At 59.4% G+C, this 13565-nt stretch carries 9 protein-coding genes; 4 read left to right on the top strand and 5 right to left on the bottom strand.

What is annotated here, in order from left to right:
• The 3 genes from WLY71_RS25445 to yjiA form a co-directional block, all read left to right on the top strand.
• Window positions 1-1599: carbon starvation CstA family protein (locus tag WLY71_RS25445; RefSeq protein WP_347805740.1), on the top strand; the 1599-nt coding region annotated here is incomplete at its 5' end.
• A gap of 14 nt (window positions 1600-1613) precedes the next feature.
• On the top strand, window positions 1614-1811 hold the full coding sequence (locus WLY71_RS25440; RefSeq protein ID WP_008154232.1) for a YbdD/YjiX family protein: 198 nt from the start codon (window positions 1614-1616) through the stop codon (window positions 1809-1811).
• Window positions 1812-1976: 165 nt separating this feature from the next.
• On the top strand, window positions 1977-2948 hold the full coding sequence (yjiA, locus tag WLY71_RS25435) for a GTPase (RefSeq protein ID WP_347805739.1): 972 nt from the start codon (window positions 1977-1979) through the stop codon (window positions 2946-2948).
• A gap of 27 nt (window positions 2949-2975) precedes the next feature.
• On the opposite strand, the gene WLY71_RS25430 is transcribed toward yjiA, so the two are convergent.
• The 5 genes from WLY71_RS25430 to WLY71_RS25410 form a co-directional block, all read right to left on the bottom strand.
• Window positions 2976-3665 carry a GntR family transcriptional regulator gene (locus WLY71_RS25430; RefSeq protein WP_347805738.1) on the bottom strand — a complete coding sequence of 230 codons (690 nt, stop codon included), beginning with the start codon at window positions 3663-3665 and terminating at the stop codon, window positions 2976-2978.
• A gap of 25 nt (window positions 3666-3690) precedes the next feature.
• On the bottom strand, window positions 3691-4395 hold the full coding sequence (locus WLY71_RS25425) for a FadR/GntR family transcriptional regulator (protein ID WP_347805737.1): 705 nt from the start codon (window positions 4393-4395) through the stop codon (window positions 3691-3693).
• A 67-nt stretch (window positions 4396-4462) separates the two neighbouring features.
• Window positions 4463-5776 (bottom strand): C4-dicarboxylate transporter DctA, encoded by a 1314-nt coding sequence (locus WLY71_RS25420; protein WP_347805736.1) that lies wholly within the window; start codon window positions 5774-5776, stop codon window positions 4463-4465.
• Between the two features lie 361 nt (window positions 5777-6137).
• The gene (gene glyA / locus WLY71_RS25415) at window positions 6138-7391 is read right to left on the bottom strand and encodes a serine hydroxymethyltransferase (protein WP_123367763.1); all 1254 of its coding nucleotides are present in this window, start codon (window positions 7389-7391) and stop codon (window positions 6138-6140) included.
• A gap of 220 nt (window positions 7392-7611) precedes the next feature.
• Window positions 7612-11460, bottom strand: coding sequence for a sensor domain-containing protein (locus WLY71_RS25410; protein WP_347805735.1), 3849 nt, complete (start codon window positions 11458-11460; stop codon window positions 7612-7614).
• Between the two features lie 285 nt (window positions 11461-11745).
• Between WLY71_RS25410 and ettA the strand changes: the two genes are divergently transcribed.
• The gene (gene ettA / locus WLY71_RS25405) at window positions 11746-13410 is read left to right on the top strand and encodes an energy-dependent translational throttle protein EttA (RefSeq protein WP_347805734.1); all 1665 of its coding nucleotides are present in this window, start codon (window positions 11746-11748) and stop codon (window positions 13408-13410) included.
• Window positions 13411-13565 lie beyond the last annotated feature (155 nt).

Here is a 13565-nt window from a genome sequence, read left to right as displayed (position 1 = left end):
GAAATGGGCCGCATCCCCGGGACCATCGCGCTGTTTGGCTGCTTCCTGATCATGATCATCATCCTCGCGGTGCTGGCGCTGATCGTTGTAAAAGCCCTGGCCGAAAGCCCGTGGGGTATTTTCACGGTGATGGCGACCATCCCGATCGCGATGTTCATGGGCATTTACATGCGCTACATCCGCCCGGGTCGTATCGGTGAAATCTCCATCGTCGGTGTGCTGTTGCTGCTGGGTTCGATCTGGCTCGGCGGGCAGATTGCCGCTGATCCAGTCTGGGCCAAGGCGTTCAGCTTCACGGGCGTGCAGATTACGTGGATGCTGGTCGGTTACGGTTTCGTGGCCGCCTCGTTACCGGTCTGGCTGATTCTGGCGCCGCGTGACTATCTGTCGACCTTCCTGAAGATCGGCACCATCGTGGCGCTTGCGATCGGCATCCTGATCACCATGCCCGAGCTGAAAATGCCGGCATTGACCCAGTTCATCGACGGCACCGGCCCGGTGTGGAAGGGCGGTCTGTTCCCGTTCCTGTTCATCACCATCGCCTGTGGCGCGGTCTCCGGTTTCCACGCGCTGATCTCCTCTGGCACCACACCGAAGCTGCTGGATAACGAGGTCAACGCCCGATACATCGGTTACGGCGGCATGCTGATGGAATCCTTCGTCGCCATCATGGCCATGGTCGCCGCTTCGGTGATCGAGCCGGGCGTGTATTTCGCCATGAACAGCCCGGCGGCAGTCGTCGGCGGTGACGTGGTGGCCGTGGCACAAACCGTCAGCAGCTGGGGCTTTGCAATCACCCCGGAAGCGCTGCAAGCGGTGGCCAAGGACATCGGTGAAACCACGATCCTGGCCCGTGCTGGCGGTGCGCCGACCCTGGCGGTTGGTATCGCGCAGATCCTGCACAGTGTCCTGCCGGGTGAAAACACCATGGCGTTCTGGTACCACTTCGCGATTCTATTCGAAGCGCTGTTCATCCTGACGGCTGTGGACGCCGGTACCCGCGCCGGCCGTTTCATGCTGCAGGACTTGCTCGGCTCCTTCGTGCCGGCGCTCAAACGCACCGAATCCTGGACCGCCAACCTGATCGCAACCGCCGGGTGCGTGGCGATGTGGGGTTGGTTGCTGTACCAGGGCGTGATCGATCCGCTGGGTGGCATTAACACCTTGTGGCCGCTGTTCGGTATCTCCAACCAGATGCTGGCCGGTATCGCGCTGATGCTCGGCACCGTCGTGCTGATCAAAATGAAACGCCAGCGCTACGTCTGGGTCACCATGCTACCCGCCGTGTGGCTGCTGATCTGCACCACCACCGCCGGCTTCATCAAGCTGTTCGATGCCAATCCGGCGATCGGCTTCCTGTCGCTGGCCAAGAAGTACAGCGATGCGCTGGCCAACGGTCAGATCCTCGCCCCGGCCAAGGACATTACGCAAATGCAGCACGTGATCTTCAACGCCTACACCAACGCAACGCTGACTGCGCTGTTCCTGTTCGTGGTATTCAGTATCCTGTTCTATGCGCTCAAGGTCGGTATTTCCGCCTGGGGCAGCAAAGAACGTACGGATAAAGAAGCGCCATTCCAGGCTCTGCCGGATGCGTAATCGAGGATTGCAGCATGTTCAATGACCTGAGTCGCCTCGGTAAATACCTCGGTCAGGCCGCGCGCCTGATGGTCGGCATGCCCGACTACGACAATTACGTCGAGCATATGCAAACCAAACACCCGGACAAACCGGTGATGACCTACGAAATGTTCTTTCGGGAACGCCAAGAAGCTCGTTACGGTGGCAAGGGTGGGCCGAAGTGCTGTTGATCTGTTGGCACTGAAGTAACGCATTACCCTGTGGGAGCGAGCCTGCTCGCGAAGGCAATCGGTCATTCGACACTGATGTTGACTGACACACCGCTTTCGCGAGCAGGCTCGCTCCCACATTTGTTTGTGTGTTTATCCTCAATTTTGTGAAACAGGAGACTCCAGTTGTCCTCTCCCATTCCGGTAACAATCCTCAGCGGCTTTCTCGGCGCGGGAAAAACCACGCTTTTGCGCCATCTGCTCAAAGCCGAACACGGCCTGAAAATCGCCGTGATCGAGAACGAATTCAGTGACGCCGGTATCGACACCCAACTGTTGGGCGACGAACCGGTGCAAGTGATGACGCTGTCCAACGGCTGCGTCTGCTGCACCATCCACACCGACCTGACCAAGGCTTTGTACCTGCTGCTCGAACGCCTGGACAGCGGCGAAATCGCCTTCGACCGTCTGGTGATCGAATGCACCGGCCTGGCCGACCCGGCACCGGTGGCGCAAACGTTCTTCATCGATGAAGAGCTGCGCGAGCGCTACATCCTCGACGGCATCATCACCCTGGTCGATGCGGCGCACGCTGACACTCACCTGACTCAAACCATCGCCCAGGCGCAGATCGGTTTCGCCGACCGCTTACTGGTGAGCAAGCGCGATCTGGTGGACGAGGCGACCTTTACCGCGCTGAGCGAGCGCCTGACCCGCATCAACCGTCGCGCACCGATCCGCGTGGTCGAGCACGGCAAGATCGATCTGGCCGAATTGCTCGACGTGCGCGGCTTCAATCTCAATGCCGACCTTGGTGGTGGCGTCAGCCTGCGCCCGGTGAGCAAAGCGCCGTCCATCGACCGCATTTCCAGCCTGGTGCTGCGCACCGACAAGCCGCTGGATATCGACAAACTCAGCGAGTTCATGAACGAACTGCTGGAGGACCATGGCAAGCAATTGCTGCGCTACAAAGGCGTGTTGAACATCCTTGGCGAGCCGCGGCGCATGGTGTTTCAGGGTGTGTTGAAGTTATACGGATTCGATTGGGACACGGAGTGGGCCGACGATGAAACGCGCGAAAGCGTGATCGTGTTCATTGCCGATGATTTGCCGGAAGAGAAAATCCGTGAGGGGTTTGCGCGGGTAGCGGCGGACTGAAACATTTGTAGCGTCAGTGATGGCGATCTAACCGGCAACACGATTCTGGTGGGATATCGGTTCCGAGTTCAGCAATATCTCTTCCAGATCATCCAGATGATGGCTGAGCAAAGTCTCAGCCATCACCGCGTCCCCACGCTCAACCGCATTCAAAATCTCTTCGTGCACCTGCCACGCGCAATAACCCTGCGTCTGCGCATCAACCTGCGCAATCGCCAGCGAAGTAAGCGGCACCAAGCTACCAAGAAAATGCGTCAGCGGTGCATTCCCAGCCATTTCCGCCAACTGCAAATGAAACTCCCCCGATAACCGAATCGCCGGACCACGGGTGGTGCATTGACGCTCGCTATCGATCAAGGCTCGCAGAGGTTTCAAGTCTTGCGTGCGGGATTGCTGGCAGACCAGGTGCACCAAGGTGATTTCGGTCAGTCGCCGCGCATGCAACATTTGCCGGGTTTGCTCGCTGTCGAGCGCGGCGACGCGGGGCCGATGACTGGTCCGCAGGACGATGATCTGCTGAAGGGACAGTTGCGTCAGCACACCACGAATGTCGCTGCGCCTGGCGCCGAACATCTGCGCCAGGCTTTCTTCCGTAAAGCGACTGGCCGCATGAAGGCGCTGTTCGAGAATGGCGTCGAAGATTCGCGAATAGAGATCCTCCACCGGCTGAGGAAAGGGCAGGGCGGTGAGTGTTTGCGGTGAGGCGAAGCTGTTCATGGCTTGTCTCCAGTTCGAAGCGGATTCAACTGACGAGGTTGTCGTCCGGAATATTCAATTCGATGCCCATCCGCTGGCCTTCCCGAAGGATGTGCCGACGCATCTCGGCGCTGGCCTGGGCGCTGTTTTTGCTGCGAATAGCGCGCACCACGGCTTCGTTCTCCTCAAGGCGCTCAGCCAAATGCTCCGGGGAGTTGCGCAGCACGTCGGCGCTTTGCTTGAGGGCGTTGCTGGTCTGTTGCACCACACTCTGGAAAATCGGGTTCGAGGTCAGCGTGAACAGTTCTTCGTGGAACGCGATGTAGGCGTTTACCCCGGCTTCGCTGTCGTTGGCCTCCAGCGCTTCGCGCATGTCCATCAGGGTCAGGCGCAGTTGCCCGACTTCCTTGCTGCTGATCGACTGCGCCACCAAACCGACAATGAACGGTTCGAGGGTGTAGCGCAGTTGCAACACATCTTCCAGGCTCGCACCGGCGACTGCGCTGTCGTGGCGTTGGCTGTCGCTGAGATTGGCCTCCAGCACCACCACGCCTTTACCCGGCATGGAGCGCACCAGCCCGAGGGTTTCCAGCACGATGACGGCTTCACGCAGGCTCGGGCGGCTGATGCCCAGTTGTTCGGCCAGTTCACGCTGCCCCGGCAGCATCTCGCCGGAGCGCCACTGACCACGGGCCAAAGCGGCCCGGAGTTTTTCTACGACTGAATTGACGACGGTTGATGTGGTGATCACTTTTCGCTCCATGAGCATCCAAAACGATTGATGACCGTGCCTGCCCGTGGGCAGGCACGGCGATTATTCAGAATTCCTGCTGATGCGCCGGGCCGACAGGCTTTCTCGGCTGAAAGGTATAACCCACATGGCCGGACAGTACTTTGTTCGCCCGTTGGATATCGATGTCCTTTTCCCAGCGCGCGATGGCCACGGTGGCGACGCAGTTGCCGATCAGGTTGGTCAGCGCCCGGCCGATGCCCATGAACCAGTCCACTGCCAACACCAGCACCAGGCCGACCACTGGAATCGCCGGGATCGCCGTCAGTGTCGCCGCGAGAATCACCAGCGCCGAGCCAGGAATCCCGTGAGCACCTTTGGAGGTGATCAACGACACCAGCAGAATCGTCAGCAGGTCGGTCATGGCCAGCGGCGTGCCGGTCGCATTGGCGATGAACACGATGGCGAGGGTCAGGTAGATCGAGAAACCGTCCAGGTTGAACGAGTAACCGGTTGGAATGACCAGCCCGACCGTCGAACTGCCGATGCCCAGATGCTCAAGCTTGCGCATGATTTGTGGCAGCACAGCGTCGGAGGAGGCGGTGCCCATGACGATCAGCAGTTCTTCGCGCAGGTACTTGAGCAACGGCCACATCTTCAGGCCCGAAAGGCGCATCACCAGGCCGAGAATCAATGTCACAAACGCCACACAGGTCAGATAAAACAGGCCAACCAGGCTGCCCAGGTGCTGCAGCGAATCCAGGCCATATTTGCTGGTGGTGAAAGCGATGGCGCCGAACACGCCGATCGGCGCCAGACGCACGATCATGCCCATGATGCGGAAGATCACGTGGCTCAGCTCATTGATCAGCCGGGAAATACCCGACGCTGCTTCGCCCACCAGGTTCAGCGCACTGCCGAACAGCACTGAAAACAGCAGCACTTGCAGAATGTTGTTCTCCGCGAAGGCGCCGATTACCGAGGTCGGGATCAGGTTCATCAGGAACTGGGAGGTGGTTTGCATGTGCTGACCGCGCTGGGCGATGTCGCCCATGTCGGCAGCGGCAAGCTGATCCAGATGAATGTTCGCGCCGCTGCCGATGCCGGTGGTGAAAGCGAACACCAGACCAATCACCAGGGCGATGGTGGTCAGGATTTCGAAGTAGATCACCGATTTCAGGCCGATGCGTCCGACCTTCTTCAGGTCGCCGGCACCGCTGATGCCGCTGACCACCACGCAGAACACGATCAGACCGATGAGCATCTTGATCAGTTTGATGAAGCCATCGCCGAGCGGTTTGAGCTGGGCGGAGTATTCAGGAAGGGTCAGCCCGCAGACGATGCCGAGCACCAGTCCGAGAACCACTTGGAGGAAGATTGAACGCGAGCACCATCTGAGCATGGGAGGAATCCTGGTCGGTGTCCTGGCTGCCGTGCGCTTCGCGCATCAGATTCAGGACTTAATTATTGTGGTCTTACCGGTATGTCCAGTGCAGGCGCAGTCTACGCTGGGTTTTTTCAGGATTACAAGTGGAAATAGAAAAATTGGCATGACCGGTCTGACCGGTTGATTTGATCCCGTTGAAAATCAAAAGATCGCAGCCTTCGGCAGCTCCTACAAAGGTGCGTATGTTCGCGAAATCACGGGTGTATACAGTTTTTGTAGGCGCTGCCGGAGGCTGCGATCTTTTGATCTTTATGGCGGATGAAAAAAAACCGGTCATCACTGACCGGTTTTTTCATTACTGCGGTTTGCGGGGCAATTAAGCGCCGTATACCGGCAGCTTCTTGCAGATGGCCTTGACCTTCTCACGAACGGCGTCGATCACCGCTTCGTTGTTCAGATCCGCCAGGATGTCGCAGATCCAGCCGGCCAGTTCTTTGCACTCTGCTTCCTTGAAGCCACGAGTGGTCACAGCCGGAGTACCGAAGCGCAGACCGGAGGTGACGAACGGGGAGCGTGGATCGTTTGGCACGGAGTTCTTGTTCACGGTGATGAACGCTTTGCCCAGAGCGGCGTCGGCGTCTTTACCGGAGATTTCCTGCTTGATCAGCGACAGCAGGAACAGGTGGTTTTCAGTACCGCCCGACACCACGTCGAAACCGCGCTCGATGAACACACCGGCCATGGCCTTGGCGTTCTTCACCACTTGTTGCTGGTAGGTCTTGAACTCAGGCTGCAGGGCTTCCTTGAAGCAGATCGCTTTGGCGGCGATCACGTGCTCCAGCGGGCCACCCTGGGCGCCCGGGAATACCGCGGAGTTCAGCTTCTTCTCGATGTCGGCGTTGGCGCGAGCCAGGATCAGGCCGCCACGTGGACCGCGCAGGGTCTTGTGCGTGGTGGTGGTCACGACGTCAGCGAAAGGAACCGGGTTCGGGTAGACGCCAGCGGCAACCAGACCGGCCACGTGGGCCATGTCGACGAACAGATAGGCGCCAACCTTGTCAGCGATTTCGCGGAAACGCGGGAAGTCCAGGATCTGCGAGTAGGCAGAGAAACCGGCCACGATCATTTTCGGCTTGTGCTCAACCGCCAGACGCTCGACTTCGTCGTAGTCGATCAGGCCGTTGCCGTCGATGCCGTATTGAACGGCGTTGTACAGCTTGCCGGAGGAGGAAACGCTGGCACCGTGGGTCAAGTGACCGCCGTGCGCCAGGCTCATGCCCAGGATGGTGTCGCCCGCTTGCAGCAGAGCCAGGTAAACGGCGCTGTTGGCTTGCGAACCGGCGTGCGGCTGAACGTTGGCGTAATCGGCGCCGAACAGTTCTTTTGCACGGTCGATGGCCAGTTGCTCGACCACGTCGACAAACTCGCAACCACCGTAGTAGCGCTTGCCCGGGTAGCCTTCGGCGTACTTGTTGGTCAGTACCGAGCCTTGAGCTTCCATGACCGCAGGGCTGGTGTAGTTTTCCGAAGCGATCAGCTCAATGTGCTCTTCCTGGCGTTGAGCTTCTTGCTCCATGGCGGCAAAGAGATCGGCGTCGTACTTGGCAATAGTCAAATCACGGCTGAACATGGCGGTCCTCAAGGATCGGGGCAGAAAAGGGGGGCATTCTAACCCAATGGGTTTTAGATGGCATATGAAAGGACATCATGTCGCAGACAAGTGGGCTTCATGACGAGATCAGCGGTGATCGTGCTGGCCTCATCGCGAGCAAGCTCGCTCCCACATTTGGAATGCGTTCCCCTGTGGGAGCGAGCTTGCTCGCGATAGGGCCATCAGCAGCGCTGAAGATTCAGTCGAACATGAACAACGCATCATTGCTGAACTGCGCCTCAAACCGGCTCGCCGGCATCGGCCGCCCGAACAGATACCCCTGAACCTCGTCGCAACCATGCTCACGCAGGAAGTCGAGCTGCTCGTGGGTTTCCACGCCCTCGGCGATAACGGCCAGATTGAGGCTGTGGGCCATGGCGATGATCGCGCGGGCAATCTGCGCATCCTGCTCACCCGACGGCAGGCCGTCGACGAAGGTGCGGTCGATTTTCAGCACGTCGATCGGGAACTGCTTGAGGTAGTTGAGCGATGAGTAACCGGTGCCGAAGTCGTCGACCGCAATGCTCAGGCCGAGATTTTTCAGCCCGGCGAGAATCTGCATCGCTTCGCTGACTTCGCGCATCAGGATGCTTTCGGTCAGTTCCAGCTCCAGGCACGCCGGCGGCAGACCGGTTTCCTTGAGGATGGTGGCGATCCGCGTCCCGAGTTGGCCGTCGGAGAACTGCCGGGCCGAGATGTTCACCGACACCTTCGGTACCCGGACCTTGGCCTGATGCCAGGTCTTGAGCTGACGGCAGGCCTCGCTGATCACCCAGTCGCCGACATCCACCACCAGGCCGAGCTCTTCGAGCACCGGAATGAAGTCTCCCGGCGGCACCAGACCGCGTCGCGGATGGCGCCAGCGCAGCAAGGCTTCAGCGCCGGTCAGGCGTTTGCCATCGCCGCTGAACTGCGGTTGGTAGTAGAGGACGAATTCGTCCTGCTCCAGGGCGTGACGCAAGTCGCTTTCCAGCTCCAGACGCTCCAGGGCGCTGGCGTTCATATCGGCCTGATAGAACTGGAAGTTGTTCTTGCCACGCTCCTTGGCGTGATACATCGCGGTGTCGGCGTTTTTCATCAGCTGGCTGAGTTCGTTACCGTCCTGAGGGCTCAGGGCGATGCCGATACTGGCGGTGACGAAGAACTCGCGGCCTTCAAGCACGAACGGTTTCACCAGGCTGGCGAGAATCTGTTCGGCCACATGAATCGCCCGGTTCAAGGCAATTTCACGGTTGGCCCGCGGTTGCAGCAGCAAGGTGAATTCATCGCCGCCCATGCGCGCCACAGTATCGTCATCATCGACACAGCCGAGCAGGCGCGTGGCCATTTCCTTGAGCATGCGATCGCCGGCGGCGTGGCCAAGGGAGTCGTTGATCGGTTTGAAGCGGTCCAGGTCGAGGAACATCAGCACCACCCAGGACTTCTGCCGTTCGGCCGATTGCAGCGCCGTGTGCAGGCGATCCTGGAACAGTGTGCGGTTGGGCAGGTGGGTCAGGGCGTCGTAATAGGCGAGGCGGTGAATCCGCTGTTCACTGGCCTTGCGTTCGCTGATATCGCTGAAGAAGCACACGTAGCTGGCCAGATCGCCTTCGTCATCCAGCACCGCCGTAATCCCGACCCAGGCCGGGTAATGCTCGCCATTGCGTCGTTTGAGCCAGACTTCGCCTTCCCACGTGCTGTGCTGATGCAATTGCTTGAGCACATAACGCAGATGCGCTTCCTGCTCCTCGTCAACGGTCAGCATGTTCGGCAACTGGTCCAGCACCTGCTCCACCGCATAACCGCTGACACGGCTGAAGGCTTCGTTAGCCTGGACGATGTAGCCGGCCGGGTCGGTGATCAGGATCGCCGAGGTCGAGTGCTCAAATACGGTCGCGGCCATGCGCAGGTCTTTTTCGGCCCGGCGTTGCTGGCTGATGTCGCGACCGACGCCCAGTACGCCTTCGAATGCGCCGTGTTCGTCCCAGACCAGCACCAGCCGCAGTTCGATAGGAATCTTGCGCCCGTCGGCCCGCAGGCAATCGAACAAAAACAGTTGGGTTTGTACCTGACTGCGCAACATCGCCAGTTGGTCGGGTTTATTCAGCGCTTTGCTGACCCGGTCCATCAGGCTGTAAATGCCGGTCAGTTGTTGCGGGTTGGCGATGGTCGATTGCCAGCCGTTCTGGAAAATCCAGTCAGCGTCGTAGCCCAGCACGGCTTGCACCGACGGGCTGACGTAGTTGAGCGCCATCTTGCTGTCGGTTGAGAAAATCACGTCGCTGATGCTTTCGGCGAGCATCCGGTAACGCTGCTCGCTGTCGCGCAGGGACTCACTGGCCTCAATCTGATCGGTGATGTCCTTGGCCACGCCGATGATCCGCGTGACCTGATCGTGCTTGTCCCGCGCCAGCGCCTGTTCGCGGATGTCGAAGCGCCGCCATTTACCGTCCCGGTGGCGAAAGCGCAGCTGGCATTGCATCAATTGCCTGTAACCGGCCTGCCGCTGGATTTGGCGTGAGCGGTGGTAGAAGTCGGCATCTTCGGGGTTCAGCAGAATTTCCCAGAAGTACTCGCCCATCTGGTGCAGTTCGGTACGGTTGTAACCGAGCGTCTGGCCCAGGTGGTGGTTGCTGAAAATCATTCGCTGGCTGATCACATCTTGCACGTACAGATGATCCGGCACGGTGCGCACCACATCGGACCAGAATCCTTCACGCTCCAACAGCGACAGTTCGACGAGCTTGCGGCTGGTGATGTCAGTGATGCTCAGGATCACCGCTTTATAGTCGTCCTGGTCTTCCGGCAGACGCAGGACCAGCCACAGGTGCTGGTCGCGGCCATTGGCGTCCTGCAGTTTGATTTCCAGTTCAAGCTGTTTCTGCTGGTTGAGCACCGCGTCGAGCACTTGATCGCCGATGGCGGCGCCGTCCTGCGGGTTGCCGTCGATCAGCAGTTTCCAGGCTTGATCGCAAGCGTTGACGTTGAGCAGTTGCAGGGCGACCAGGTTGACCTCGGTGATGCGCAGTTCCTGCAGCAGTTGCTGGCGTTGTTCCGGTGTATCGAGCCAGGCCTTCAGGTGTTCGCTACTGTGCAACTGAGCCTTTTCGAAGAAGCTTTTGAGCCCGGACACGTCGAGTACACACAGGGCGACGCCGGTGCCTTCGAAAATATCCTGATAGCGTCGACGGCCTTCGTGCACCTGGCGTTGGCGGCGGCGCATGTTCAGCAGGGCGATGAACGGCAGCAGGGAGAAGGCCAGGCCCAGAAGGCATTTGCCTATGAACGCCGGCAGCAGCTGTTCGATCAACCGTTGCCGGTCGAACAGCCCGCGCAGTTGCCAGTCGCTGCTGCTCAGGGGCACGGTCAGCACGCTGTTGGCCAGCTCATCCGGTGTCATCACCGCCGGAGTGGCCGAAGGCTGCCCATCGTCGCGGCTGATGATCTGGTGATTGACGCGGTTTTCCACCACCCACAGCGGGCGAATACCGGTTTCGTTTTGTTTGGTCAGCGATGAGAAAAATGTCGGCGTCAGGCGCAGAACCCAGTAGCCGCGGGTGCTGCCGCTGGCTTGATGCAGCAGCAGATGCACCACCGAACCATCATTGGCATTGCTGAAATAATGGGCCTGGGCGTGACTGCGCCGGACCAGTTCGCTCAGGTAGTCGGCATCGTCGCTGTTGTCGGCGCTGTCGGTGAGGACTTTCCCGGAAGGGCTAAGCAACGCGAGGCTGCGCAGGTCGGGTAAGGATTTTTGCAGTTTGCGCAACAGCGCCTGCTGTTCGTCGGCGCTTTGCGGTTGTTCGACGATCGGTAGCAGGTTGAGGGCGATCTGGGCGTTCAGCGCCATGTTCAGGCTGACTTGCGAGGCCAGATCGGCGGTGTAGTCGATGGTGTACTGACGCTGGTGTTGTTGGGTATCGCGCAACTGATCCAGCAACTGCCAGAACAGCAGCGCGAGCAACAACAGGACGAGCGCCGCCAGCGCGCCCTTCAAGGACCCACGCAGGGGTGAGCCGGTCGCAGGATTGAGTGCGCTCACGGAAGAAGGGGGAGAGACATTAGACAAACTGTAATCCTGCGGTTTGGCTGGACTGGCGCGACGTGCACTATAAGCCGGACGCCCGGAGGGCGGCTAGCATGCCCTGAGTTGTGGCAAAGTGCCAGTCCCGCTCGGCTGGACTGCCTTCCGTCAATCAGGTAGCTTTGCCGGTTACGCGGGGGCGTTCCAGCTCCTAGAATCAGGCTTTTTCAGCGCGCACGTATTGATAGCTATCAATCGGCCGACGCGCACAGCCTGGCCAGGCATCGCCTGCGCTCCAATCATTCATCAGTCACTGACCCTAGGTTCTCCATGGCTCAATACGTATTCACCATGCATCGGCTGGGTAAAGTTGTTCCGCCGAAGCGGGAAATCCTGAAAAACATTTCGCTGTCGTTCTTCCCGGGCGCCAAGATTGGCGTACTCGGCCTTAACGGTTCGGGTAAATCCACCCTGTTGAAAATCATGGCGGGCGTTGAAACCGAGTTCGACGGCGAAGCCCGTCCGATGCCGGACCTGAACATCGGCTATCTGCCGCAAGAACCGATCCTGGACCCGACCAAGACCGTGCGTGAAGTGGTCGAGGAAGCGGTCAGCGTGATCAAGAACGCCCAGGCTCGCCTGGACGAGGTCTACGCGGCTTACGCTGATGAGGATGCCGACTTCGACAAACTGGCCGCCGAACAGGCCAAGCTCGAAGCCATCCTGCAGGCCAGCGACGGTCACAACCTGGATCGCCAACTGGAAGTCGCCGCCGATGCGCTGCGTCTGCCGGCCTGGGATGCCAAGGTTGAATTTCTGTCCGGTGGTGAGAAGCGTCGTGTGGCCCTGTGCCGCCTGCTGCTGTCTGCTCCGGACATGCTGTTGCTCGACGAACCAACCAACCACCTGGACGCCGATTCCGTCGCCTGGCTGGAGCACTTCCTGCACGATTTCCCGGGCACTGTGGTCGCGATCACGCACGACCGTTACTTCCTGGACAACGTCGCTGGCTGGATTCTCGAACTCGACCGCGGCGCCGGTATCCCGTACGAGGGCAACTATTCGGGTTGGCTCGAAGCCAAGTCCGATCGTCTGGCTGCCGAATCCAAGCAGCAGTCGGCCCACGAAAAAGCCATGAAGGAAGAACTGGAATGGGTGCGCAAAGGCGCCAAGGCCCGCCAGTCCAAATCCAAGGCTCGTCTGCAACGCTTCGAAGAAATGCAATCGCAGGAATTCCAGAAGCGCAGCGAAACCAACGAGATCTACATCCCGGCTGGTCCACGCCTGGGCGACAAGGTCATCGAATTCAAGAACGTTTCCAAGGGTTATGGCGATCGCGTGCTGATCGACAACCTGTCGTTCTCCATGCCTAAAGGCGCCATCGTTGGCGTGATCGGCGGTAACGGCGCGGGTAAATCGACCCTGTTCCGCATGCTGATGGGCAAGGAAACGCCGGATTCGGGCAGCATCGAAGTCGGCGAAACCGTGCAACTGGCGTGCGTCGATCAGAGCCGCGAAGACCTGGACGGCAGCAAGACTGTGTTCCAGCAAATCTCCGACGGTTCCGACCAGATCCGCATCGGCAACTACGAGATCCCGTCGCGCACCTACGTCGGTCGCTTCAACTTCAAGGGCGGCGATCAGCAGAAGTTCGTCAAGGACCTGTCCGGTGGTGAGCGCGGTCGCTTGCACCTGGCGCTGACCTTGAAAGAGGGCGGCAACGTCCTGCTGCTCGATGAACCGTCCAACGACCTCGACGTTGAAACCCTGCGTTCCCTGGAAGAAGCCCTGCTGGACTTCCCGGGTGCTGCCATTGTGATCTCTCACGATCGGTGGTTCCTTGACCGCGTCGCGACTCACATCCTGGCGTACGAAGACGACTCGCAAGCGGTGTTCTTCGAAGGTAACTACTCCGAGTACGAAGCCGATCGCCGCAAACGCCTGGGCGAAGCCGCGACTCAGCCGCATCGTGTACGGCACAAGAAACTGGCCTGATTTCAGGTTGGTTGCATGAAAGAACGGAGCCTTCGGGGCTAATGCCAGTCAGTTAAGCTGACTGGCATTTTTGTTTTTTATCGGATACTTCGGGGATTTGAGCCTTATAGTCCGGGGATAAACGCGCTCCTCTCGTCGATGAGGCAGAACGTAAT

Source organism: Pseudomonas rossensis, from assembly GCF_039888995.1.
Lineage (GTDB): Bacteria > Pseudomonadota > Gammaproteobacteria > Pseudomonadales > Pseudomonadaceae > Aquipseudomonas > Aquipseudomonas rossensis.
Note: the sequence above shows the minus strand (reverse complement) of the source record. Positions and strands in the feature narration are given on the sequence as shown.